The organism is Flavobacterium sp. GCM10023249 (genome assembly GCF_042653365.1).
In the GTDB taxonomy this organism is placed as follows: Bacteria; Bacteroidota; Bacteroidia; order Flavobacteriales; family Flavobacteriaceae; genus Flavobacterium.
In genome coordinates this window covers 761,002-785,021 of record NZ_JBHSHZ010000006.1, presented here as the reverse complement: position 1 = coordinate 785,021, position 24,020 = coordinate 761,002, and the positions used below count along the sequence as shown (strand labels likewise).

Annotated in this window: 17 protein-coding genes and 2 tRNA genes; 5 read left to right on the top strand and 14 right to left on the bottom strand. The window is 36.4% G+C overall.

Annotation, left to right across the window (positions count from 1 at the left end; translation table 11 throughout):
- Positions 1-8: 8 nt before the first annotated feature.
- Genes ACFO7M_RS05015 through ACFO7M_RS04990 form a run of 6 tightly spaced genes read right to left on the bottom strand, consistent with a single transcriptional unit; the run spans position 9 to position 5,444 of the window.
- Positions 9-929, bottom strand: coding sequence for a DMT family transporter (locus tag ACFO7M_RS05015; protein WP_379734371.1), 921 nt, complete (start codon positions 927-929; stop codon positions 9-11).
- On the bottom strand, positions 929-1,732 hold the full coding sequence (locus ACFO7M_RS05010) for an SDR family oxidoreductase (protein WP_379734369.1): 804 nt from the start codon (positions 1,730-1,732) through the stop codon (positions 929-931). The genes ACFO7M_RS05015 and ACFO7M_RS05010 overlap by 1 nt, the downstream gene beginning before the upstream one ends.
- The gene (locus ACFO7M_RS05005; protein WP_379734367.1) at positions 1,719-4,070 is read right to left on the bottom strand and encodes a M20/M25/M40 family metallo-hydrolase; all 2,352 of its coding nucleotides are present in this window, start codon (positions 4,068-4,070) and stop codon (positions 1,719-1,721) included. Before ACFO7M_RS05005 ends, ACFO7M_RS05010 begins: the two co-directional genes overlap by 14 nt.
- Positions 4,071-4,072: 2 nt before the next feature.
- Complete coding sequence (locus tag ACFO7M_RS05000) at positions 4,073-4,420, bottom strand: hypothetical protein (RefSeq protein WP_379717474.1); 348 nt, start codon at positions 4,418-4,420, stop codon at positions 4,073-4,075.
- The gene (locus tag ACFO7M_RS04995; RefSeq protein WP_379717476.1) at positions 4,417-4,959 is read right to left on the bottom strand and encodes a YfiT family bacillithiol transferase; all 543 of its coding nucleotides are present in this window, start codon (positions 4,957-4,959) and stop codon (positions 4,417-4,419) included. The genes ACFO7M_RS05000 and ACFO7M_RS04995 overlap by 4 nt, the downstream gene beginning before the upstream one ends.
- Positions 4,956-5,444, bottom strand: coding sequence for a DUF6265 family protein (locus tag ACFO7M_RS04990; protein ID WP_379734365.1), 489 nt, complete (start codon positions 5,442-5,444; stop codon positions 4,956-4,958). Before ACFO7M_RS04990 ends, ACFO7M_RS04995 begins: the two co-directional genes overlap by 4 nt.
- Before the next feature lie 242 nt (positions 5,445-5,686).
- Between ACFO7M_RS04990 and ACFO7M_RS04985 the strand changes: the two genes are divergently transcribed.
- From ACFO7M_RS04985 to ACFO7M_RS04965, 5 genes are all read left to right on the top strand, one after another.
- Positions 5,687-6,019 (top strand): single-stranded DNA-binding protein, encoded by a 333-nt coding sequence (locus ACFO7M_RS04985; protein ID WP_379717480.1) that lies wholly within the window; start codon positions 5,687-5,689, stop codon positions 6,017-6,019.
- A gap of 97 nt (positions 6,020-6,116) precedes the next feature.
- Entirely contained in the window at positions 6,117-8,057 is a 1,941-nt protein-coding gene (locus ACFO7M_RS04980) for a M1 family aminopeptidase (protein WP_379734362.1), read from the top strand.
- Positions 8,058-8,132: 75 nt separating this feature from the next.
- A complete protein-coding gene (locus tag ACFO7M_RS04975) occupies positions 8,133-9,731 on the top strand; it encodes a site-2 protease family protein (protein ID WP_379734360.1) in 1,599 nt (532 codons plus the stop codon).
- A 77-nt stretch (positions 9,732-9,808) separates the two neighbouring features.
- Positions 9,809-9,882 (top strand) — tRNA-Asn (locus tag ACFO7M_RS04970).
- A 36-nt stretch (positions 9,883-9,918) separates the two neighbouring features.
- Positions 9,919-9,992: transfer RNA gene (locus ACFO7M_RS04965), tRNA-Asn, on the top strand.
- A 271-nt stretch (positions 9,993-10,263) separates the two neighbouring features.
- Here the strand turns inward: ACFO7M_RS04965 and ACFO7M_RS04960 are convergent.
- Genes ACFO7M_RS04960 through ACFO7M_RS04925 form a run of 8 tightly spaced genes read right to left on the bottom strand, consistent with a single transcriptional unit; the run spans position 10,264 to position 24,013 of the window.
- Positions 10,264-11,568 carry an ATP-binding protein gene (locus ACFO7M_RS04960; RefSeq protein ID WP_379734359.1) on the bottom strand — a complete coding sequence of 435 codons (1,305 nt, stop codon included), beginning with the start codon at positions 11,566-11,568 and terminating at the stop codon, positions 10,264-10,266.
- Between the two features lie 28 nt (positions 11,569-11,596).
- Complete coding sequence (locus tag ACFO7M_RS04955; RefSeq protein ID WP_379734357.1) at positions 11,597-12,163, bottom strand: imm11 family protein; 567 nt, start codon at positions 12,161-12,163, stop codon at positions 11,597-11,599.
- Positions 12,164-12,174: 11 nt separating this feature from the next.
- Complete coding sequence (locus ACFO7M_RS04950; protein ID WP_379734356.1) at positions 12,175-16,338, bottom strand: eCIS core domain-containing protein; 4,164 nt, start codon at positions 16,336-16,338, stop codon at positions 12,175-12,177.
- A gap of 15 nt (positions 16,339-16,353) precedes the next feature.
- A complete protein-coding gene (locus tag ACFO7M_RS04945; protein WP_379734355.1) occupies positions 16,354-17,703 on the bottom strand; it encodes a DUF4157 domain-containing protein in 1,350 nt (449 codons plus the stop codon).
- 5 nt (positions 17,704-17,708) lie between these two features.
- Complete coding sequence (locus ACFO7M_RS04940; protein ID WP_379734353.1) at positions 17,709-18,884, bottom strand: DUF4157 domain-containing protein; 1,176 nt, start codon at positions 18,882-18,884, stop codon at positions 17,709-17,711.
- An 8-nt stretch (positions 18,885-18,892) separates the two neighbouring features.
- A complete protein-coding gene (locus tag ACFO7M_RS04935) occupies positions 18,893-20,401 on the bottom strand; it encodes a contractile injection system tape measure protein (protein WP_379734351.1) in 1,509 nt (502 codons plus the stop codon).
- Between the two features lie 2 nt (positions 20,402-20,403).
- Positions 20,404-21,015 carry a hypothetical protein gene (locus ACFO7M_RS04930; protein ID WP_379717498.1) on the bottom strand — a complete coding sequence of 204 codons (612 nt, stop codon included), beginning with the start codon at positions 21,013-21,015 and terminating at the stop codon, positions 20,404-20,406.
- A 19-nt stretch (positions 21,016-21,034) separates the two neighbouring features.
- Positions 21,035-24,013, bottom strand: a complete 2,979-nt coding sequence (locus ACFO7M_RS04925) for a hypothetical protein (RefSeq protein ID WP_379734349.1) — start codon at positions 24,011-24,013, stop codon at positions 21,035-21,037.
- Positions 24,014-24,020: the final 7 nt, after the last annotated feature.

Below are 24,020 nucleotides of genomic sequence, written 5' to 3'. Positions count from 1 at the left end.
CGCCTTTTTTATTTTATTTTCCGCAAGGAATAATTGATCAAATAAATACCCAATATTACTAATCCTACTCCTATTATAATAGCAATTGTTAAAGGTTCACTAAAAATAAGACTTCCGAGAATCACCGCTATTATTGGATTTACATACGCGTATATACTACTCAATTCTGTGGGTAATTTCTGCAGAGCATAAATGAATGCAATAAAAGTGGTTATGGATCCAAAAATCACCAAATAGGCAATAGACCACCATGCTTGAGAAGGCACTTCAGTTAATGGAACCGAAGTTCCAGTCGCTCCGCTAAATGCAAAAAGCATAATGCATGATATTAACATCTGTAATCCTAAACTAAAATAGGGATTAAAACTAGCCGCTTTCTTTTTAGTATACATACTACCAGCTGCCCAAGTCATAGTCGCGATCAATGATAATAATATACCTAACTGAAAATCCGGGCGTAACAAATCGTTTAAATAATCGGAAAAAACCACACACACTCCTCCAAAACTCACCAATAGTCCAACTACGGCAAGTTTCGACAATCGTTGCCCTTGAAAAAAACTGATAATGACAATCCACAAAGGAAATATAGCTCCTATCACTGCGCCCAATCCGCTAGAGATGTATTTGACCCCTAATGTACTTAAACCATTACTCAATACAAAGTTGAGAATACTCAAGATAAAGATAGTTTTCCATTGTTTTTTCTTCGGCCATGGTTCTTTCCTGCAAACAAAATAGAGAACATAAAACAGTCCTCCAATAAATTGACGAATGGCTACCAATTGCAATGCAGGCATATATTTTACCCCTTCTTTGCTTGCCAACCAAGTAGTGCCCCAAAAAAAGCAAACCCAAAACAAAGCCAACATTGGCAAACCTATAGATGCTGATTTTTGAAGAATACTATTTTTAGTTTTGGATAACATCAGTACAATTCTAACTTAAATGAATACTTTAATTTATTGATTACTTTCTCTGATCCGATTACCTTTCCAGTAGAACTATTGTCTTTTAAAAATTGAGGAGGAACGAGCCCCATTCTATTGGCCATTTGAGTGTAATAGATTGCTCTTGAAGGGTGAAAAGGTGCCACAGCGTTAAATGTTTCTCCCCAACTTTGCTGTTCTATAATTGAACAAATAATTCCAATGCAGTCTTCCTGATGAATAAAATTAATTGGCGATGCCGGATTTTCTAGGTTTACTTTTCCTGCCAATTGCTTTATAGGATTTCTGTCTATTCCTATTAATCCTCCAAAACGAAGAATAGTAGTGCTAAACACTGAATTATTTTGCAGCATTTTTTCAACTTCCCATAATTGCTTTCCGCTTTCAGTATCAGGGTTTGGACTAGTGGCTTCTGTAACCAAAGCATTAGATTCACCATAAACCGAGGTAGAACTAACAAATACCACATTTTCAACTGTAGATGCTTCTATAAATGGGACTAAATATTGTATTTTTTTGACAAAATTTTCGGCATTCGTACCTCGTAATTTAGGCGGTATATCAATAATCAAAATCGACGAGCCATTCAATAAACCTGTAAGATCACCTTCAATTCCATTTTCAGAAATAGTTACTAAATATGGAACAATGTTTCGTTCCATTAGTCGCTCTATTTTTTCTGGAGAAGTTGTAGAACCTTTTATGGTAAAATTCTTCGAATGTAACGTTTCGCCTAATGGCAACCCTAGCCATCCACAACCTAGAATACTAATTTGTGCCATTAGGAGTTGTGATTAAATTAGTGGTAGTAATGATTTTTGGAGTTGGCATAATCTTTTGCTCAATAACAATCGCGTCATTCAAAACAAAAGGCATTGGCATCATCCAATCTCTTCTTTTCGCGATACTGAACATTGGATTGTCCAACAAATCAAACGAACTTTCTTTTAATTCCAAATTCAGTTTTTGATTCCTCGGTATTGTAAATTCCATAATCAACGGAATCTGATCAACCACATAATAGGTAATCAATTTATTTTTCTCTGAACCCGATATTTTACTTTTCAAATCCAAAGATTGCACTCCGTTAGCCTTCAAATTACTGACTGTGGTTCCGTTTGAGAAGATATCATAACGATTTACTTTTCGGTTTGGCGTAATACTAATTTTAAGATATCTTTTAGATCCAATAATCGAATCCTTCACAAAATCGATACTTGGTTTTGCAATATTTTTAATTGGTGCTTTAGCCATAAATGTAAATCCTGCTTGGTATTTGCTATACATTTTATTTTTATTCAAAACCGTTGCTGTGTCGGGTTTTTCACCCAAGTACCCTTTAGTCCATTCATCCAAGTTCTTATCATAGGTTGTCCAATAGGCTTTGTTTTGATCTGCGTTATAAAGGTAGACCAAACTGTTCGGTTTTGCTTTTCCTTTTTCATAGCCTGACGACTGGTGGGCTTTCACCAAAAAGGCAACTGCCAACAATAAAAACAATCCTGACCATGCTTTTTTACGGGGAAACGAACCAAAAACAGGTAACATCAATCCAAACACCAGAACGGTCAATACGGCACTTCCTTCTAAAATTTTCAATCCCAATCCAATCGGGAACATAAGTATAAAAGGAACGATTAAAATTAAAGTCGGAATTACTAAGACTAGATTCAGTATCCCTTTAGATCTTTGAGTAATTACATGATAACCCAACAACAATACACTAGCCACAACTGGAATGATAAAAAAAGCGGCTCCTTTCAATTTGTAAGCAATAACAGTATTAATTAACAACCAAAATACTAATGGCGCTATAAGTTGGTTGTATTCTAAAGGCTTTTGTTCATTAGAGTGATAAAACAAAAAGCAGATGGCAAGCGTCAAACTTACAATAGCAAAAACGTAATCATGTCCGTTGTAAGTAAAACCTTGTTGGATATCCAAATACTCCGGATGCCATTTCAACAATAACTTCCAACCGAAGAAAGTTAGTGCCCCTGAGACAATTAAAGCACCCAAGAAAGGTAAAAATCCACCCAACATTTTTGCCGGAAGTAAAACCTGTTTCCCCATTCCAGCGAAAACAAAGAATATAAATAATACTGATGTAATAATCAACATTGGAAAAATCCAATCAAAAGGATAAGTAACAAAAGCATAAGGTAGGCTAAAATATACTTTGTCTTCCGCAGAATTCAAATCGGATAAATCGGCATCGGCAAAATAGCGTAGTAACGACATCAGATTCGCACCCTGATGCATTAAAGAATTTGGATTCAAATTTTCATAAGAATCTTGCGCAGTATGGTAGTTAAAATGATTATCAATAAAGGCAAAATTAAACCCTTGAATTTTGCCCTGTTCTCTAAAAACTGTTAAATCAGTATCGTTCGGTAGCATTTTATAAATGCTATACATTAGAGAGTTGGAAACCGTAAATTTTGAATTTCCTTGTTGAAAAGCTTCCACCATTTTGGCGTTTCCTTGATTGGTTTCCATTAGCATATAAGCCGGACCCGCTGATCCGCGTGCTTCAAAGTTAATGGCAAGACCAATTTCTTTGGCCCATTGATGCTGAGTTACAAAAAGAGCCGCACCGTTTAGTCCCAATTCTTCCGCATCGGTAAATAAAATAATAATATCATTTTTGGGCTGTTCTTTATTGGCTTGATAGGCACGGATACTTTCCAAAATCGTAGCTACTCCACTTGCGTCATCACTGGCACCTAATGATTTCGAATGAGGTGCGCTATCGTAATGTGACAATAACAGTAATGCTTTAGAGTTGGAAGAACCTTTAATTCGGGCTAAAATATTTTTTGATTTGACCAAAGTACCTCCATCTGAAAGAGTAAAACCTTCTTGAATTTGGGGCTGTAATCCCAGCGATTGCAATTCCTTCTTCAAATATTGAGCGACGACTTCATGATTGGGAGAACCTACATAATGAGGTTGTTGTGTCATTGCTTTAACCTTTTCCAATGCTCTTTTTGTCGAAAACTCTGTAATAGTAACTTTATCCAAAGGATCATACTGTGGAGTCATCGAAAAGAAAACAAAAAACAAAACGGCAACTAAAAAAAATATTGAAGTAAATACGGTAATAGGAGATTTTTGCATAATTAACTGTCTTTTTTTACTAACACATAACTCTCATTTTCAATAGCCATATAGCCCTGATCATAGAGAAAATAATACGTGTTACCTGTTTTAGTGGTATAGATAGAGGTGAAAAATTCGAAATCAAAACCCTTACTCTGCATTTTACTCTTAGTTGCTTTCGCTTTACCCTCAGGGTTTAACTCGGTTAAGATTCGGTAGTTTTTACGCAGCTTATTATTAATGTTTCGCATTAAATTATTGCTGTCTTTATTCATTTTATTGTTATAAGCATTACGACAACCATCACTACAAAACTTTTTGTCTTCGCGTCCTAATACTTTTTCTCCACATTCCAAACAATTTCTCATAGCTCGAATTCTCCTTTATTATTCAATGCTTGTCTGATATGCGCCAAATGATGGTTACAATGCCATTGGTAAATCCCTAATCCTTCCTTAACAGAAAATAATCGTTGATGTTGCGGATGAAAATACGTTTTGTTCCATTCTTTTTCGGTAAGATTTTCTAAAAGCTGTGACCAGCGTATGTGAACACCTTCAATAATTTTTAAAGAAGCGGAAATATCGTCGTTTAAACCATCGGAAAGTTGGGCCCATAATCCTTCCTCATAGGGTCGTATTACGGGTGAATCTTCAGTCAATGCCAATTTAATTCTGATTAATGCATTCATGTGACTGTCAGCCAAATGATGTACCACTTGTTTGATACACCAACCTTCTGGTCGGTATTTCCAATTTAATTCTACACATGACAATTGACCAACTACTTGTTTGAGTTGCATCGGAAATGAAGCGATTGTCTCAATCCAACTGACAACTAATTCTTGATTACAATCTTCAGGAAAAGAAAATTGACCTATTGGAAATTTTAAATTGTCAAGATTCATTTTTTTGCTTTTTTGAATTCAAATTTCAGTTCTTTCTTAGCGTCTTCTTCAAAGACATAAACATTCATTCCATTTGAGGATTTTTCATAGGTTATGCCTTCAAAATATACTCGATTTTTTTCAATTTTTACTAATTTGAATTCTTCTTGCATAGATTGAGAAATCGGTTGCAATACAGAATCGAAATGTCTTATTTTTAAAAGAATAGTAGTGTCTTTTTGTTCGATATGTCCTAATTCATAAAAGAAAACGGCACCGTTTCTTACCATTTTGAAGCAGAACATCATAGTATTACCACTAGGTACCCCCCAATTTTCTTCACAATAACCAATGGGAGAATCGACCACCCAATTACCGCTCATCCATTTAACATCATGCAAAGTGGCTGACGGACTCGATTTTCCTTCCTCTAAACGAATGGTATTTTGTGCTTTTATAGTTTGTAGTGTACTAAAAAGAAGCGCGAGTAAGTATACTTTTTTCATCATCAATGATTTTAGTTTGTCCTAAAAAAGTTGTATTTCTCCTCACCCGGCTAACAAATTCTGCATTGAGAAATAATTGTTCCTTCAAATATAGTTAAAATCCCGATTACAAACGACAACAAATGGTTACAAACGATAATAAATATTTTACAACCGAATAGAGCAATTCGGCGGACAGATATTTGCCAAGTCGAAATCGATAAACGACATCGTATAAACATTAACTAAAATTATTACAAGCCATGAGTACACTAAGAAACAAAGTACAATTAATCGGACATGTGGGTCAGGAACCAGAAATCAAAAACCTTGACGGAGGAAAAAAAGTAGCCAAAATTACATTAGCCACCAACGAATCGTATTACAACGACAAAAAAGAAAAAGTTACTGACACCCAATGGCATACCATCACCGCTTGGGGTAAAACTGCTGACATAATAGAAAATTTCGTCTCCAAAGGCAAAGAAATAGCAGTAGAAGGAAAAATAACGTATCGCACCTGGGAAGACAAAACCGGTGAAAAAAGGTATTCAACAGAAATAATAGCCAACGAACTGCTGCTTTTAGGAAAATAAAAAACGGAGGGTTAAAACCCTCTGTTTTAATTTAACAACATTTTTGTTAAAAAAAATACACATTTCACTACTTTTGTGGAAAATAACAATCAAAAAAATGAAAAAAACCACCCAAATCTTATTAATTTTATTTTATGTAGCTGGATTCGCACAAGATGACGATTTTCATAAAATGGTTGAAACTGAAATGAAATCAGCCTCCAAAAAAATAGATCTCAGAGTGAATCCCAACACCTTAAATTACGACATAACGTACTCAAAACTAGAATTTACAGTTAATCCTGCTGTCTTTGCTATTTCTGGAAAAGTGACTACTACTTTCTCTGCTTTGTCTGATATGTCAACCGTAACTTTTGACTTGACCAATCAACTTACAGTATCATCAGTGAAAAAAGGAGCTGTTGATTTAACATTTATACAAAATGCAGATAACGAGGTTGTAATCACCTTACCAACAACAGTAACAACAGGGAATTCCGAAACTGTAGAAATCAATTACAGTGGAACACCTGCTACAGGCAATGGCGCTTTTTACACAGGAACACATGGTAGTAATATACCTATCCTAAGCACTCTATCCGAACCTTATGGCGCTAGAGATTGGTGGCCATGCAAACAAGATTTAAATGATAAAATTGATTCCATTGACATCTACATTACGGCACCTTCACAATATTTAAGTTCCTCTAATGGTGTTGAAATGTCAAGAACTATAAATGGGGCGAATGCTACAACACGATTCAGACACAATTATCCAATACCAGCCTATTTGGTTGCCATTGCAGTTACCAATTATACTAAAAAAAATACAGGGACAGCTGGACTAACAACAACTTTCCCAATTATTGACTATATCTATCCTGAAATTGATAATGCAACTACAGCGTCAAGTTTAGCGATAACAGCACCAATCATTAACTTTTTTGAAAGCAAAATTGGAGCTTATCCTTACAATACAGAAAAATACGGTCATACACAATGGGCACCGACTTTCGGAGGGATGGAACACGCAACAAACTCTTACATGGGAAATTTCGGTAGAAGCCTAATTGCACACGAATTGGCTCATCAATGGTTTGGAGACAAAATTACCTGCGGAACATGGAAAGACATTTGGTTAAATGAAGGAATTACGGAATATATGTCGGGTTGTGTGGTTGAAAATTTAGACGGCCAAGCCGCATTTATAACTTGGAAAACTAATAAAATCAATAGCATTACTGGTCAACCAACAGGCAACTTATATCTTTATGATTCACAACTGACAGATGTGGGTCGTATATTCAGTAGTCGTTTAACTTACAACAAAGGATCCATGGTAACCAATATGTTGCGTTATATCATGGGTGACGACAACTTCTTTTTGGCTTTACGTAATTACTTAAATGATTCGGCATTGGCTTATAAATATGCTGTAACTCCACAATTTCAATCCCATTTGGAAGCGGTACATGGTAGTAGTCTTCAAGAGTTTTTTAATGACTGGGTTTACAATGAAGGTTACCCAACTTACAGCATCAATGCTTATAATTCGGGCGTAAATCAGGCTACAGTAGTCATTAATCAAACACAATCCATCACTAATTCTTCACAAGTTGGTTATGTATCTTACTTCGAAATGCCAGTAACAGTTCGTTTAAATTTAAGCAATAGTACAACGCTGGATGTTCGATTAACCAACACTTTTGGAGGACAAAGTTTTAATGTAGCTCTTCCAGCAGGTACAACAATTACAGGTGTACTATTCGATCCTAATAAAGACATTATTTCAAGAAACAGCACTGCCACTTTGTCTAGTGATGACTTTACCTTTAGTAATCAAGTCAATCTGTATCCTAATCCTTCGAATGATTATATAACAATAGATATACCAGCTCAAGTTGAGTTACTTAAAGTCAACTTTTATACTGTTTTAGGGCAGAAAGCCTATGAAAACAACACAAATAGAATTGATATTTCAAACCTGAGTGATGGAATTTACAATATCATTATTGAAACATCAGAAGGCAAAGCTCTTAAAAAATTTATAAAAAATTAATTCGGCATACATATTGACATAAAAAGTAAGGCGAAAACCTTACTTTTGTCGTTTTAATACCAAACCAATTTAAAAATGATTCAATTAGCGCAAATACTTTTTATCCTTTCCGTTTTAGTTATTCTACACGAATTTGGACATTATATCACAGCGAAAATGTTTAAAATGAGAGTGGAAAAATTCTATCTCTTTATGGATCCTTGGTTTTCTTTGGTAAAAAAGAAAATTGGAGATACAGAATGGGGAATTGGTTGGCTTCCAATGGGAGGTTACGTAAAAATCTCAGGGATGATGGATGAAAGTATGGATAGTGAACAACTAAAATCAGAACCTCAACCATGGGAATTCCGATCAAAACCAGCTTGGCAACGTCTTATTGTTATGCTTGGGGGTATTATTGTTAATATTCTATTGGCATTGCTAATTTATTCTGCGATGTTTTCAACAGTTGGGAAAAAGGTGATTGACACTAATAAAGTACAAGAAAATGGTTTGTCATTTGGAGAAGTTGGTCATAAGGTAGGTTTCAAAAATGGTGACAAAATTGTAACAATTGATGGAAAAAAATACGACGACTTCAAATTCGTTACTATGGCCGTTTTGTTTGGTGACAAAGTTGTACTTGACAGGAAAGGTCAAAAAGTAGAACTTACTTTAACCGATGAAGAGAAAGGTGAAATCATTAAAAAAGAAGGTAGAGGATTTGTAGCTGGAAGAAATTCCATCCATGATTTTTTTGTTGACTCTATCGGTCTTAAAAATTCAGGTATTGAGCGTTTTGACCGAATCATTGGTGCTGACAATAAAAAATTCACCTATACTGATGAATTAGCAGATGTGCTAAGAAACAGAGAAAATGATACAGTAGAATTAATTATAACTAGAAACGGCAAAGAAGTTCTTGCCAATGTTAAAATAGACAGTACTGGCAAAACCGGAATCAATAAAGAAAATCTTCTATTGAATTTTAATTTCGACATGAAAAATGCTGTCATAGCAGGAATGGCGAAAGATTCGGGAGCACAAAAAGCAGGTATTCAATTTGATGATAAAATTACCAAAGTAAACAATCATGCAATAGACGATTACGTAGCTTTCAAAACAGAAATTGCTAAATACAAGCCGAATCAAATCATTACAATCGAAGTACTTAGAAACAATAATGTACTACCATTAAAGGTAACTTTAGACAAAAATGCAAAAGTAGGCATTGCACTTTCTGACAAACGTTTAGAAGAAAAATATATTCAGAGACATAAAATGTCTATAGGACAAGCGATTCCAGAAGCAATTTCACAAACGTGGGATATGTTTGTTTACAATATCAATTCATTCAAACTTCTATTGCGCCCTAAAACAGGTGCGATCATGCAACTTAAAAGCCCAATAGGTATTGCAAGACAATTGCCTGACACTTGGGATTGGGAATTTGTATGGGGTTTTACCGCAATATTTTCTGTTGGTTTGGCTTTCATGAACTTATTACCTATTCCAGGTTTGGATGGCGGACATGCTTTATTTACCATTGTTGAAATGATAACTGGAAAAAAATTAAATGATAAAGCGGCAGGTTATGTTCAAACTGTCGGAATGATTATCTTGCTGACTTTGATGGCTTTTACCTTCGGAAAAGACATTTACCAATGGGTCATGGAAGTGATCCCTAAAAAATAATCGTAAAAAAAGTGCAATTTTTATTTGAGATTTTAAAAAATCAATTATATTTGCACTCGCTAAAAAGATATTAATCTTCCTCCTTAGCTCAGTTGGTTAGAGCATCTGACTGTTAATCAGAGGGTCCTTGGTTCGAGCCCAAGAGGGGGAGCAACTTTTTAGCAAACATATTTACCTTTTAGGTGATTCCTCCTTAGCTCAGTTGGTTAGAGCATCTGACTGTTAATCAGAGGGTCCTTGGTTCGAGCCCAAGAGGGGGAGCTTCAAAAAAAGCCTTTACAGCAATGTAGAGGCTTTTTTTATTTTATATATCAAAAGGGTATCTTATCCCCAATCTGTCAAAGTGAACTCAAGAAAGAGAAGGAAAGGGAGAACAAACCCAAAATCGTTATTCTTTCATTTGAAAAAATTTCTAAAACATTATTAAAAAACTACCCCGAATAACTATTGGAAATAATTTCTTTCAAGATTACCACGTTTATCCATACAAACTCATAGAAGATTCTATGTCTATTTCAAGAATTCACTAGCATTAATTCAAATCTTTATTGAGTTCCAATTGATTTTTAATTGCATTAAAATGTCTTTCTTCTTTATCAAACTCTGCTTTTATTCCCGACAAAAGATTTTCACTGGACAAAACATTGGATTGTTCCTCTAAAGCTAAAAGAGACGCATGCATTACCGCCGAAACAATTTGCGCTCCGGTTAATTCATAATAAGCCGCCAATTGCTCTATAAGAAGACTTTCTACCGATACAGACTTAGGTATTGCTTTCATCCATAACTTCAAACGCTCTTCTATCGTAGGTTTGGAAAATTTGATAATTGAATTGAATCGTCTTAGAAAAGCATCATCAATATTGTTTTTGAAATTTGAGGTTAAAATGACTAATCCACTGAATTGCTCTACTCTTTGCAAAAGATAACTTACCTCTTGATTCGCATACCTGTCATTGGATGATTTTGTACTTGTTCTTTTACCAAACAAGGCATCCGCTTCATCAAAAAGCAGAATCCAGTCCTTATGTTCGGCCAAATTGAATATTTTTTCAAGATTTTGCTCAGTTTCTCCAATGTATTTGGAAACTACCTGAGATAAATCGATGCGATATACCGGACGATTAAATTCTTTACCTAAAAGAGTCGCTGTTAACGTTTTTCCTGTTCCGGAAGGGCCGTAAAACAATGTTCTGAAGCCTGGCAAAATCTTTTTCTTCATTTCCCACTCATTCAACAATGTTTTATGATGCTTAATCCAAAGTTTAATTTGATTGATTTGTTCGTGCACTGCTTCGCTTACAATTAAATCATCCCATTCCATTAAAGTACTAGTTTCCTTGGCAGGAAAATTAATTCCGAACTTCGGTTTTAATTTTTCCCCATAACAAAGTAAATGAACAATTTCTTTCGGCAACATCATCTTTCCACTCATTGCTGGGCTGCCTTCTTTCACTTCTTCCAAAAACAAAACACTTTCTTTGTAAAACCAGTGATCAGGAGCAAAAACTTGTTGAACATTCAACCGATAATTCAAATCCGTTTTAGCTAATAAATACAAAGCAGTTTCTCCGGTAGGAATCATTCCTCGGTGACTTCCTTCCCTAACGCCTCCAAGTTCTGGAAGATCACCACCTTCCGGATAAATTTCTTTTACTATTTCATCAAAAAAAACAGGATGAATATGCGGAATTAAGGCAATCCAAAGAATAAAAGCCTCTTCATGAGTCGTTTCTCTTCCCAAAACTTCAGAAAAAGCGCCTTGAAAATTAATAACTGGTATTTCACCTGTTGTTAGGCATGAAAGAATATAATTTTTTAAATGATTGAAATGCATCTTAAATTTATTTAACTATTTATACTACCTATTTTGAATGTCCCCAAAGTGGATCTATCAAAATTCCTGTCAAACCTTCCGCTTTCATTTGTTCTACAAAATCAATATGCACAATTGCATTTCCTTCAAAATTCAATAACGAGAAAAGCTTCCGACCTTTGATTTGCGCATCGATGAGCTCCATTTTGACTAAATCCCGAATTACTTTATTTCCTTTTGGTCCTAATTCATCAAAAAGTTCATAGCTAGAATTCTCCCAGTCGAAAGCATCTACCAATTGTAAAATAGTAAGTAGATAGTACGGTTTTATTTTTTTATTGGTAAACTCAATGGGAATGAATTCGAAGTATTCAGCGTCATTAGAAGTTTTCAGAAACTGTTTGGCTTTTTCAGAAACAATAAGTTTTCCACTATAAGAATATAAAAAATCAGCTGCTTTTCCAGTAGCATTTTTGACAGTAGCTTGTGGGAATTTCATTCCTTTCAGTGAAGAACCATTGAATAAAAAAGGTTCAAACACTGGATCAAACTTAATTTCTGAAATATATAAGCCTCCGGCTTCTAAAAAAGGATAAAAACGTTTATAAACACTCATACTATTTTTTTTTAAAAAACAACATTATTGATATGTATTCCACCCGCACTGGATATGGCTGTTCTAGCTCTTGCAATTACTGCATCAACCCTTGCCAATGCTTGCGCTTCGGTAATAATACCACTAGTTAACGCACTTCGTATAGTAGTCAATTCACTTGACATTCTCAAAGTATAAGCTGGATGCGAACCCAAATGTAGAGCCGCATTTCCGAATTGACTAGCTAAACTTGGATTTGCTAATAAAGCCGCATTTCTTGTAGCCAAATCAGGCGCTATCATGATACCATTGCGGGCTCCATTTTCAATGTCAAACCCAATTCTTCTGAAGAAATCATCAAAAGTCCCTCTCAATTCTCTAGGCACAATATGATGCGCTTGAAAGTTAAGTGGTTGAGCTCCGGGAATTCCTCGTCGAAGAGCTGCAGTGGTTTCACCGTTTTGTATGATTCTTAATCTATCAGCTGCAGACAAACGACTTCCAAGTGGACCTCTCAATTCTCTAAATTCTTCTAACCTTGCAGTACGTGACAAATCGTCCAATTCTCTTACAAATCGGCTAGGTGTATTCTCTACACCAACAATTATACCCCGAGAAGTCGAATTACCTATCAACACCTCATCTCCTAATCGAACAGTATCATCCAACAAACCACCTCCACCGGCTGGTCTCAATCTTCCTTGCTCAATAAATTGCAATTCACCTGTTGCCAAGAGTACCCAAGGATTAATGTACCCTTCTAGTCGGAACCATCCTCTGCTAAAGCGTATTCTGAATCTTCTAAAACGGACTCTTCCCAACAAACGTTCTCCCAATTCTTCCAAGGAACGAACTCCTCTTCCAATTCTTCCTCTTACACCCTGCATCACCAAACGTCCTCTACTGACTGCAGCTCTGGATGTTTGCAAAATAAAATGCCCTGCCTCGGTTACGCCTCTTACAAAACGGGCTCCAACTCTTCCTGTATTGGCAATCATTCTACCTGCTCCACTAACAAGTGTACTGGCAGCACGACCTACCGCTCTTCCTGCTCTACTTATTCCTGAGGTGATTGATTTCCAGAAAGCCGAACTTCCCAACAAAGCAAAAATAGCTTCCACGGCGGCTACCGCAAATGCGCGTGCTAAAGACCTACTGGCGCCTGGTATATCACCTCCAATTGACTTATATACATATTCTCCTAAATAATAAGATGCTCTAATAACAGCAACACCAATCATTATAGGCATTAAAGCTCCAAAAATGGCCGGCAAAGCAGCGGTTACAGCACCACCAGAAAGTACTTCGGCTAAAACTATGACAATAATTATTCCTATAATTGTTGGAATCAACCAACTTCTATTACAGCGCCACCAATGACCTAAACCGTTGTACATTTGGTTCAACGAATATCGAGCACGCTGACCTCTTGTCAATGGACCGAACTTAGCGGCTTCCGGAAACGGAACTGAAGCGCCTTCTCCACCTGCTGGAGCAGCTTCTGGAGTAGCACATGGTTGTCTTGCTATTTCCGCACTACTTTGGTCCATCATTTGCTGTAAACGCATTTCTGTTTCCTCTTCCCGTGTCATTGGAGGTCCAGCTTCAGTTTCATTTCCGGGAGAAGATTCTGAACCTGCTTCAGTGCCCTCACCCGATTCTCCTCCAGCTACACCGCCAGCCGGTATCATTTCTGACAAGATACCATGAACTGTTCTCGACGAATCTGCCGAATTACCAAACTCAACTGTTCCATCACCACCTCCTGTTCGACTTAAAATACTCTGTTGCAATTCTGGGGAAACATCCAAACTTCCCAAACTATCTACACCAATATGTTGATCTGTATACTCCGTTCTATTAAATAAAGAAGCATCCTCAGTACTTAAATTTTCAGCGATTCCAGAAGATTGGAATTGGCTCATTAAACTTGGCTCTTCTTCACTGGTTCTCTCAAAAGGTAATGGTGTAGTTAAATTCACACCTAACAACTCTTCCTCCATTTGACCTTCAAACTCGGCAGGCGCACCAGCGGCGGCTGCAATTTGATTGCTAATCAAACTCAAGTCCATTTCTGAAACCATTACTGCTACTCGATTTGCAGCTGCTGTTTTTGCTTCATCAGTATCATTAAGTTTCTCTTGTAAAAACTGAACAATTCTCAATTTGACTTGTCCCCAGGTTTCTCCAAACATAGCAAAATTTGGCATGGCTCTCAAAACACCAATCATTACCCGCAAAACAAAATTGATGATAGGCGGTTTGAAACAATCTGGCAATAATCGCCAGTACCATGCCATTAAAACTATTGGAATCAGGAAAGGATAATTGGCTAAAATGATCAATTTGGCTACCAATACAGCAAAAGGACGAATCAATCCCCATATTTCCTGAGCGAGTTCAGCTATAAACTGTCCGATACTGATACATTGATCTGCTACCCATCCAGCTGCTTCCTGTATTGCATTAGCAACAGTTTGCACTATTCCTCTCAAAAACACAAATATACTCGAAGACATTACGGCATTAACCAATGACATAAAAGCAGATTGCAGTTGTTGAAATAGACCGCTTAACCATCGCATAGCGGCATTGACCATGTTTCTCAACTGTTCAATTCCTCTTTGAATCGGATCTAAAATATTTTGTTGAAGGAAATTTCTAAAGCGGACAAACACCTCATTATTCCAGTTAGCTCTTACCCATTGAACCGCCCTGTATATTCCATAAACCGCTGCTCCAATAGCCACAAACGGACCCAAAGGAGAAAGCATAAGAATTACACCTCCAATAATCATTAAAGGGGTTTTGATTGGCTCGATGGCCTCTTTTATCCAATCCCAAGCCTGAGTTGCTTTTTCAACTAGCCAATCCCAAACCGAATTAGCACCTTCCCAAGCAATATTAAACATTCTTTTGATCCAATTCCATGCTGCTGCTATGGCATTTCGAATAGGTTCGATCAAATCCCAAACCCATTGTGCCTTTTCAACAATCCAATTCCATGCATCGCTAGCAAAATGACGGATGGCATCCATAGCTGGGCGACCATATTCACTCCAAATGGAACTAAAAAAGCCGCTTACTCTATTAAAAGTAGCTCTCAAACGAGCCAATGCTCCACTACCCAAACGGCTAATAAAATTAAACACCTTATCTGCCAATTGTGCAAAACTTCTACATGCATCGGCAATAGCCCCTTGAAGAGTTTGCATAACACCATCAACAAATTCATGAAGAATTCCAGAAAGACCTTCTTCTTGTAAACGACTAAACAAGCCTCCTGTCATAGCATCAAGACCTCTGGCAATCATATCACGGATTGGTTCCCAAATACTAGAACGAAGAAAATCCAATAGTCCTGGCGCAATGGAATTGATAATATCCTCTGCTCTATCCTCAACCCATTCTATCACTCTTCCTCCAAAACGAATAACCGCACCACCTGTGTAATCCCAAGCTGTTGATGCTGCTCCGGCTATCCCACTCCCTATTCTTCCTAAAATCCCTCTTTGAATTTTTTGAGTTGGAGTTGCTGTTGTCGGTAATGGTAATCTTTTTACATTGCTACCTCCTTGTTGTACTGTATGCGTTAATTCATGTGCTAATAAATGTTTTCCTCCTGATGTGTTGGGATTGTAATAGCCTTGATTAAAATAAATATCGTTTCCAACGGTAAAAGCTTTTGCATTCAATTCTTGGCTCATTTGTGAAGCACGGGAATCAGTATGAATTCTAACTGAAGAAAAATCGATTCCGAAACGGGATTCCATGAAGCTTTTTGTACTTCCATCCATTGCACTTCCACCACCTTTTGAGTTATGGATTTGACTTTCTATATGGTTCGGTGCTGACAGAGATGTCCCATTTGTCAAAGCCGATTTTTGAATGAAGTGTGAAATTTCACCACCAATTGGTTTCATTCGTAGTTTTTCTTCTTCTTCTTCGCATTTGGCACATTTTCGTTGTACCAATGGTCCTCCATTTTTAAAACTATGTGTATGCTCCCCTTGCATTTGCATGACCTTATCTGCCATTGCATCTGCTTCAGATTCATACGCATCATCTGCTGCTCCAATATCCATTTTTTTTTGAACAATTGGAGCGGGCGCAAAAAAAGGTGCCGGAGTCGATTTGACTGCCGGTGCCGTTGTAGTGGTGGTTGTATTTTCGCTATTCTTTTGCGTTTGATGCATATTCAATAACAATTTTTAACATGTGGGAAATTGAGCTAAGTAATCTTGTAGCGTATTCCCAGCATGTCCAGGTTGATCAGTAAAATAAAAAGCGGCTCTAGTTTGTCGAGGATCAATGATATCGATAAAAGAGGAGTCAACATTTCTCACACTGCTTATACGTCTTCTGATTAAGTGTCTATGGCAATTCCTAAAAACTCTTCTTACAGTTGCACTTGGCGAATCATTAACAAGTCTAATACTAGGATCATTAAAAAACTCACGTAATACTTGCGTTTCAGAGTCGATTCCGTTAGAATGGGCAGTTGGAAATTCACTATCAAACTGAGCTTGAGTCCACGTACCTATTCGTTGTGTGTAGCGATTTACTGACATTCTTTCTCTTATGATGTGCAGAAACAACATTTGAAATCCTAAATTGGTTCCTCCCATCAAATCGTCTACATCAACATATCCTGTAGTAAAGCTGTCTCCATCAATAGGTGTATTAAAACCAGAAGCGCGATCACCCATTAATCCATGATGATTGGACAATCGTAGACGAATGGATCTTGCGTTATCAATAAATCCGGTTAATTGTGTGTCGAAATTATTCAAAGTCCCTCCGGGTCTAAGTACGTATTGAAGATCATTACTGGCATCCAATGAATACGTTGCTCCTGTTGATACATCATTTAACCGCTGAATGATATCATTACGTTGTCCAAAACCAGACGCTTCACCCCTTCCGACATCTCTAAATTCAACTTTTCGCTGTATGTTTTGATTTCCTTGCTGTATCGTATGTGTTAATTCATGGGCCAACAAATGCTTCCCAGAATGTGTGTCAGGGTTATATTTTCCTTGATTAAAATAAATATCATTGCCAACGGTAAAAGCTTGTGCATTCAATTCCCTACTCATTTGGATAGCTTGACTTCCAGTATGTATACGAACATTTGAAAAATCGTTACCAAAGCGGTTTTCCATAAAATTTTGGGTTGCGTCATCCATACTTTCTCCACCGCCTTTACTACTCTTAATTCCGTCCTCAATATGGTTTGGTGCAACGGATGTTTCTCTAGCATTTAAACTTGCTCTCTGGATGGTTTCGGCCAATGGTTTTTTCTGAATTTTGTCCTCTTCTTCACAAGCAGCACATTTTTTTTGTATCAACCCCTCGGAGTGAAAAACATTGGTTTTTGCAGGATTCGACATACTCATCACACGATCGGCCATGTGATCTGCTTCTGTTTCGTAACTGTCATTAGAAGAACCAACACTCAGTTTTTTTTGAATCAGAGAAGACTTCGCAAAAAAAGGAACTCCAGTTTTGACTGCTCCATTTTTTGCCTTTTCATCGTTATTTTTTTGCAATTGTTCCATATCTTTTATGTTAATGCTCTAAGACCTGTACAATATCTAGAACTCACTTCATTTCCTGAACTGTTATCGAGTGAACTATTTCCCGCTTGACCATGATTGATGCCCGCAATATGGGACAACTCGTGTGCTATATGATTTGTGGTGTTATTTGGAGTGGTACTTTGAAATAATCCAATGATAAAATAACTGCTTCCTGTGTAGCCGGGATCAAATCTTGTATCTACGGTAACTCCGCCTCCAGACAAAGGAACATCATCTACGACAAGCATTGGTATACCTCTGGCTCCGCTAAACGTTGTTCCAGTTCCTAAAGCCGTTTCCTCGGCCGTAAATCTCCATCTATCTGTAGCTGTTGCCGGGGTATAGGCATCCATACTTGCAGCACCACTTACCCGGTTCCAATTAAAATCAAATTTTAAATTAATACAGCAATTTCTTAAAATGGTTTTTGCTTCATTAATTTGTCTTCGCAATTCTGAAATTGCTCTTGAAGTAGCTGCTCTTCTGAAGAAAACACTAATCCATAAATCTTTTACACCTCCTGCACAAGTATCACATTGCCCATCGTGGCAAGACCTTTGTATTTTACGATGCAACGTTTTTGATTGCTGTACTGTATGTGTCAACTCATGGGCTAATAAATGTTTTCCAGATTCTGTTGCGGGGTTGTATTTTCCTTGATTAAAATAAATGTCATTGCCCACAGTAAATGCCTGTGCGTTCAAATCACGGCTCATTTGTATGGCTTCACCTCCTGTATGTATTCGTACTTGAGAAAAATCTATACCAAAGCGGCTTTCCATAAAATCTTTAGTACTATGATCCATAGAATTCCCACCTCCTTTACTACTATTAATTCCAGTTTCTACTTGAGAAGGAGCCGTCGAAGTTTGTGAATCACTATTACCTACTTTTTGAATCGTTTCAGCCAATGGTTTTTTTTGAATTTTTTCCTCTTGCTCACATGCAGAACACTTTCGTTGAATTAGTGCACCTGAATGTGAAAAATCTGTCAGTGATGGTTTGGGCATGCTCATCACACGATCGGCCATGTGATCTGCTTCTACTTCATAACTATCGTTAGAAGAACCAACACTCAATTTCTTTTGTATGACCGGTTTAAAAAAAGAAGTGTTTTTAGCACCATCATTTCGTTCTCTAAAAATTGAAACATTCTCCATATTGTTCTTTATTGGTTCCAATTACAAATCAAATACGATTCCATCCATGGCGTTTTAATCATTCCGATACCCCATGGCAATTGTTCTAAAAGAATATCATATCCTTTTTCTTCAATCCACATTTCAAAGCCATTGGCTTGAATTTCCAGTTTTCCTTCTCTTTGCAGAAATGTTTCCTGTAATGCCTCTTTCGAGGAATTTCTCATAATTTTCCAATGTTCCAACACCGCATCCAACAAACTTTGACATTTCTCTTTTTCATTTTCTTCCAAAATGACTTGAGTAGTAATGACTTCTTCAATAGACCACCCACAAATAATTTTGTTCAATATCATTTGACTTTCTTCCATTTCCTGGTTATTGAAAACCAAATAATGTGATACTAAAATCGCCTTTTGTCTTGCAAGTTCACTTGTCCATTCTTGGTTCATAGTAAATCCTAGTTGCTCAAAAAGCATGGGCAAAAAAGGATGAAGAATTACCAATCCGGCATTATTAATATAAAAAACAGATTCTTCTTCAACCAATTTGGATCGTTGCGTAAACTCCGCTTCAACATTATGTTGTTCATTTGACTGATTTCCATTTTGGTATTGTTGCGAAATTGAATTTCCTGCCTCCATTTGCTGCTGCCAATCAATAAAGAATTCAAGTTCTGACCTTCTACTTTCTGCAAAAGTTTTAAAATTATTTTCATGAACTATCACTGTGAAAAATTCTTGCATTTCAATTTGTGAAACACCCCAATACTTCTCAATTGTTTGATTAAGAAACGCGAATGATTGCGCTGAGTGCATTCCTTTATCGATTAAATTTTTGGACCACTGAACTAGTTCTAGCCATTGACCTATTTTTTTTTCATCGGAGAAAATCCTATCTTTTATCAACCTCAGAACTTTTGAATCAAAAGAAGAGTAAGAGGACAGGTTCATGAAAATATTCATTAAAAATTGCCCATTATCGGAATTCGGCAAAAGGTTCAGTACTTTATTTTTATACTCTTCTGGAACCGAAAAAACCCAACGTGTTAAAGCGTTAAAATCGTTTCTAAAAAGTGCTAAAAGTCGATTTACGAAATCCTGATCAATAGTAACAACCTCAATAATTTTGAGTAAGCTATTGCCTATCACATTTCTCGGAAAATAGCCTTTTTGGAGAAATTCCAATACTAATGTTGCCGCCTTCTTTTCTGAAGCGATTACACTAACATCGTTTCCCAACAGTGCAGCTATGCGGAGTTCTGTTTTAGGGCTATTACGAAGTAAAAACTCTTCGATTTGCGCTAACGATTTATTTATTAACTCTTCTTTCCAATATTTTTTTGAAATATCAGGCAATTCGATTTCCAACTTATCGATAGTCCAATACAAGTCAGAAACATCATACTTCATGAATAATTGTTCTAACTTCGGGTAAAATGATTTCTCCAGCAGCGAACTCAATTGCAATTGCAGTTCTGCCCCAAACGCTTGAGAAGAACAATGAATATCAAATGTGTTTTGCCGGAGTAAATACATAATTATTTAATATTTCCAGCTTTAAAACTTGCCTCAAAACCTTTGGTGAATGCTGCAGCTTCATTTTTAACATCAGTAAGATTTGTAAATTTGAAAGGTTTGTAATTAACTGCTACTGCTGTCATAATTGACTCTCCACCTCCCAAAGTAGTCATTATCCACAAGTACAATTTTCCTTGGTATTTTATCAATACTATATTCATGTTTTTAGGTGTACCTCTCTGAGATTCGGGCACGATATAAGCCAAATATCCTTGATAGTTGTTAAGTTTTCCTCCTGTATAATCCATGACAGGAATAAAAGGCGATAACAAATCAAAATCAGCTTGAGAAATTTCAAGAATAAGACCTGGACTTCCTGCGCCTGTTGTTGCTGTTTCTGCTTTAGGAGAAAAAATAAAATACAAATTACAACATTGCTTTTTTATTCCTCTAAAGGAGTAATGATAAAAACTTTCCTGAGTTTCCACCATATCGGCAGTTGCCACTTCAAATGCTTCAGTATCGTTATAATTCAAAATATCAGTAAGTACACTTCTTACTTCCGCTGCCGTATTATTACCATTATCGGTAATACCATTGATTTTGTCAATTATTTGCTGATAAGTTGCCATAGTTCTTTAGTTTATTTAATTATTGTTCAGTATAAAAATCATTTGAATTAAAATCGCCCGCTTTAAAGTCGCCTATAATTTTAACAGTCAAGCTTTGTGTATTTGCACATACTTCTCCCAATTGCTTGATGGTAACGACAAATTGTTTTTGGGTTTCGTCAAAATCAAAAACGTGAGAGATTGGACTTACTTTACTAATTACATCGGGTGTACCATCACCGAAATCAATTTCATATTCATGTGTATCTCCAGGTATAGTATTGGTGAAAATGAATTTTTTAGGATCATTTGCATCTCTTTCCGCTTTCCATTTTAATCCGGAAGGCGCTTTGATTTCGAATTCAATTGTGTTACTCAATTCTCCTTCTGCTTCATATTGGAGCGTATAAATTTTAGGTTGTTCCACCGAATCGTTTCCTGGCTGTAGGTAATATTTGTCACCGCTTTTCACTACAGCCTCTTTTCCAGTGCCTGTAAATATTCCGGTTGACGGTCCTTTGATGATAATCTCATATTCACCAGGATCTTTTTGGCAAAATACCTTCGGATCAAGAGAGATACTTAAGGGTTGTTCCACTTCAATTTTTACTTCGATAGTATTTCCATCACTGCAACAGGTATACGGTAAAAAGAAATCGGCAATTACGGTTTGCTGAAAAGGAATATTTTGGTTTGCTGAACCCACTTCATATTCCAAAACGCCTTTGATGTTTTCTAAAATATACCCACTCATTTCAGCAGTATAGTGTGCTTCCATGTTGTATTGAGCCAATTCTAGAATATCATTTTTGATATTATCCGCTTCCTCTTGACATTTTGTACTTGAAGTTTGTACCGGTTTTTTCTTCAATTGAGACTTGTAATCAGTGAACTTCACACTGTTGGCCAAATCATCTTTAACTGACTGATCAATTGCAATATTGTCTTTATACGCTGTAACGGCATTCAATAAATTGGTATAAATCAAGGGTGGCGCAGCAGCTTTGAAGATTGTAGTATCCACATAAACCACTACAAACGTTCCTCCTTTTGTTACTCCTGCTTTATGTTCTAGTCCCGGGTGTTTTTTAAGGAAAGTAGTAAAGAACAAATCTTTGTATAATTTTTGCCATCTCAAATTGGCTTCTTCGTAAATTACTGTGAACGGATCTTCCAAAAATAATTCGTTGATATCGTCCATTCTATCGATAAGATCTTCTGCCAAAGTGGATAATTCCGGATTGAACAATTGGATACACCAACGATGAAACAAAAAGACCAAATTCAGTTGCTTGAAAATTTCGTAAAATGATTTGTAGTTTGGAAGAAATTGCTTCAAATCATTAGTCAATAAGTTCTTAAGTTGTGTCAGAATGTTTTTGAAGTTATCAATGTTTTGTTTGGTCATGATATTCTTCTGTTCCAGCACATTTCTTCTTTGATCCATCCATTTGATCACGAATTCTGTGATGTTATACACCCTTTTGCGAGCCAGATCATAATCCGTTTCCAAATCGTCCCAACGACCGTCAAACTTCATGATATCAACTTCCTTATTCAAAAAATCAACTGCATTTAACGCTGTAATTTTAAAAGGTAGATTGTAGCTGTCACGGATTAAATTCAGATCCTTCAATGCTTTTTTATAATTCATTCCGACATGACCTTCGACACGGAAAAAATTATACGGTTCGATATCAAACAACAATGGTTTGGTGACCTCTGTTTTATTGGTATAATTGGGTAAATCAGAATAGTAAGATAATATTGAGTCATTTTGATTTTTCACCGTCAACTCAGGGTTCCATTTCTTGTTCAACTCCAAAATTTGGTCATAATAAAACGGTATGGCTTTGTCTGCTAGCGACACATTTCCGTAAGAAGAAGGTGTCACTTTAATTTTGGCTCCTTTTTCAATATCGAAAGAAGTAATAATCAAAGCTAATTTTTCAAAAAGTCCGATTAACTTTTTCAGTTGTAGCCCTTCTTTTTGTTTTTCATTCAGCGTAGCAAAAAAAGGTGTTCTATACGCCATACTTTCAGGAGTATCACCACCCAGAATGACATGAAAAGGAAATAAATTTTCATCAACACAACACAAAGCCGGGTTTATTTTTTTAAAGGCAATGATTTCGTTATACCCAGCAACTATATCAGAAATCCAATCCCATAAATACTGAACAGATACGCTCGATTTATAGGTATTGACTGAATTGAGTAAAGTAGATTTACAATTCCCCAAAACAGTTGTACTTGCTGGCAAATTATTTTGATGTGCGTCATAAATTGTTTTGATCGCATTTGAAATTTCGGTAAGATAGGCATCACTATAAGCTTTTGTAAAGCCATCCAAAACTTGAATTGCGTTAACTGTGTTTTTAAAAGGCACATTGTATCTAGGGAAACTCAATTTCTTATACCAAGTAGGTAATGGATAATCCGGAGCCAAAGCTTCTGTCAATTCCGAAATTGGGATTACTAATGGTCGGACATTGAATTCCATTCTTTTCCCTTTGTCATCACAATTGGTGGTCACACAATTTTTCTGATCAATTAGCGTAACCTCCAAAAGAAGCATGATTACTTTATCATCAAAAAAGTCATTAGGAATACTTTTTTTATTGACAACAGCGGAATTTGAAGGAAGCAATTCAAAAGAGTTTTTTATTGGAGTATATTTGGCAGAATACTTAAAAATATTTACCAAATAAGGTTCTCTTGTATAATCGGGCTGTAAAAACTGTTCCGACAACTCATAATCCTGATAGTGTGTTAATAATTGTTCTTTCCAATTTATTTGATACCCCAATGAGGTTACAGCTGTACCACAAGTTATTTTCACGCTGTTCGCATTTGGAAAAACCAAATCCAATCCGCAGATGATTCCAATTCCTGTTAAATTTTTCCGGGTAATACGGTCTTGTTCCTCAAGATGGCTTACTGCCATGTTAAGTTCCTTCTGACTTAAAACCTGATCGGCTTCAAAAACGGGATATGTAAATGTGTTATATGCTTCCATGATGTAT

Bases quoted from the DNA above. Each gene is read 5' to 3' on its own strand.
- ACFO7M_RS05015 (WP_379734371.1), bottom strand. From the start codon at position 929: ATGTTATCCAAAACTAAAAATAGTATTCTTCAAAAATCAGCATCTATA.
- ACFO7M_RS05010 (WP_379734369.1), bottom strand. From the start codon at position 1,732: ATGGCACAAATTAGTATTCTAGGTTGTGGATGGCTAGGGTTGCCATTA.
- ACFO7M_RS05005 (WP_379734367.1), bottom strand. From the start codon at position 4,070: ATGCAAAAATCTCCTATTACCGTATTTACTTCAATATTTTTTTTAGTT.
- ACFO7M_RS05000 (WP_379717474.1), bottom strand. From the start codon at position 4,420: ATGAGAAATTGTTTGGAATGTGGAGAAAAAGTATTAGGACGCGAAGAC.
- ACFO7M_RS04995 (WP_379717476.1), bottom strand. From the start codon at position 4,959: ATGAATCTTGACAATTTAAAATTTCCAATAGGTCAATTTTCTTTTCCT.
- ACFO7M_RS04990 (WP_379734365.1), bottom strand. From the start codon at position 5,444: ATGAAAAAAGTATACTTACTCGCGCTTCTTTTTAGTACACTACAAACT.
- ACFO7M_RS04985 (WP_379717480.1), top strand. From the start codon at position 5,687: ATGAGTACACTAAGAAACAAAGTACAATTAATCGGACATGTGGGTCAG.
- ACFO7M_RS04980 (WP_379734362.1), top strand. From the start codon at position 6,117: ATGAAAAAAACCACCCAAATCTTATTAATTTTATTTTATGTAGCTGGA.
- ACFO7M_RS04975 (WP_379734360.1), top strand. From the start codon at position 8,133: ATGATTCAATTAGCGCAAATACTTTTTATCCTTTCCGTTTTAGTTATT.
- ACFO7M_RS04960 (WP_379734359.1), bottom strand. From the start codon at position 11,568: ATGCATTTCAATCATTTAAAAAATTATATTCTTTCATGCCTAACAACA.
- ACFO7M_RS04955 (WP_379734357.1), bottom strand. From the start codon at position 12,163: ATGAGTGTTTATAAACGTTTTTATCCTTTTTTAGAAGCCGGAGGCTTA.
- ACFO7M_RS04950 (WP_379734356.1), bottom strand. From the start codon at position 16,338: ATGCATCAAACGCAAAAGAATAGCGAAAATACAACCACCACTACAACG.
- ACFO7M_RS04945 (WP_379734355.1), bottom strand. From the start codon at position 17,703: ATGGAACAATTGCAAAAAAATAACGATGAAAAGGCAAAAAATGGAGCA.
- ACFO7M_RS04940 (WP_379734353.1), bottom strand. From the start codon at position 18,884: ATGGAGAATGTTTCAATTTTTAGAGAACGAAATGATGGTGCTAAAAAC.
- ACFO7M_RS04935 (WP_379734351.1), bottom strand. From the start codon at position 20,401: ATGTATTTACTCCGGCAAAACACATTTGATATTCATTGTTCTTCTCAA.
- ACFO7M_RS04930 (WP_379717498.1), bottom strand. From the start codon at position 21,015: ATGGCAACTTATCAGCAAATAATTGACAAAATCAATGGTATTACCGAT.
- ACFO7M_RS04925 (WP_379734349.1), bottom strand. From the start codon at position 24,013: ATGGAAGCATATAACACATTTACATATCCCGTTTTTGAAGCCGATCAG.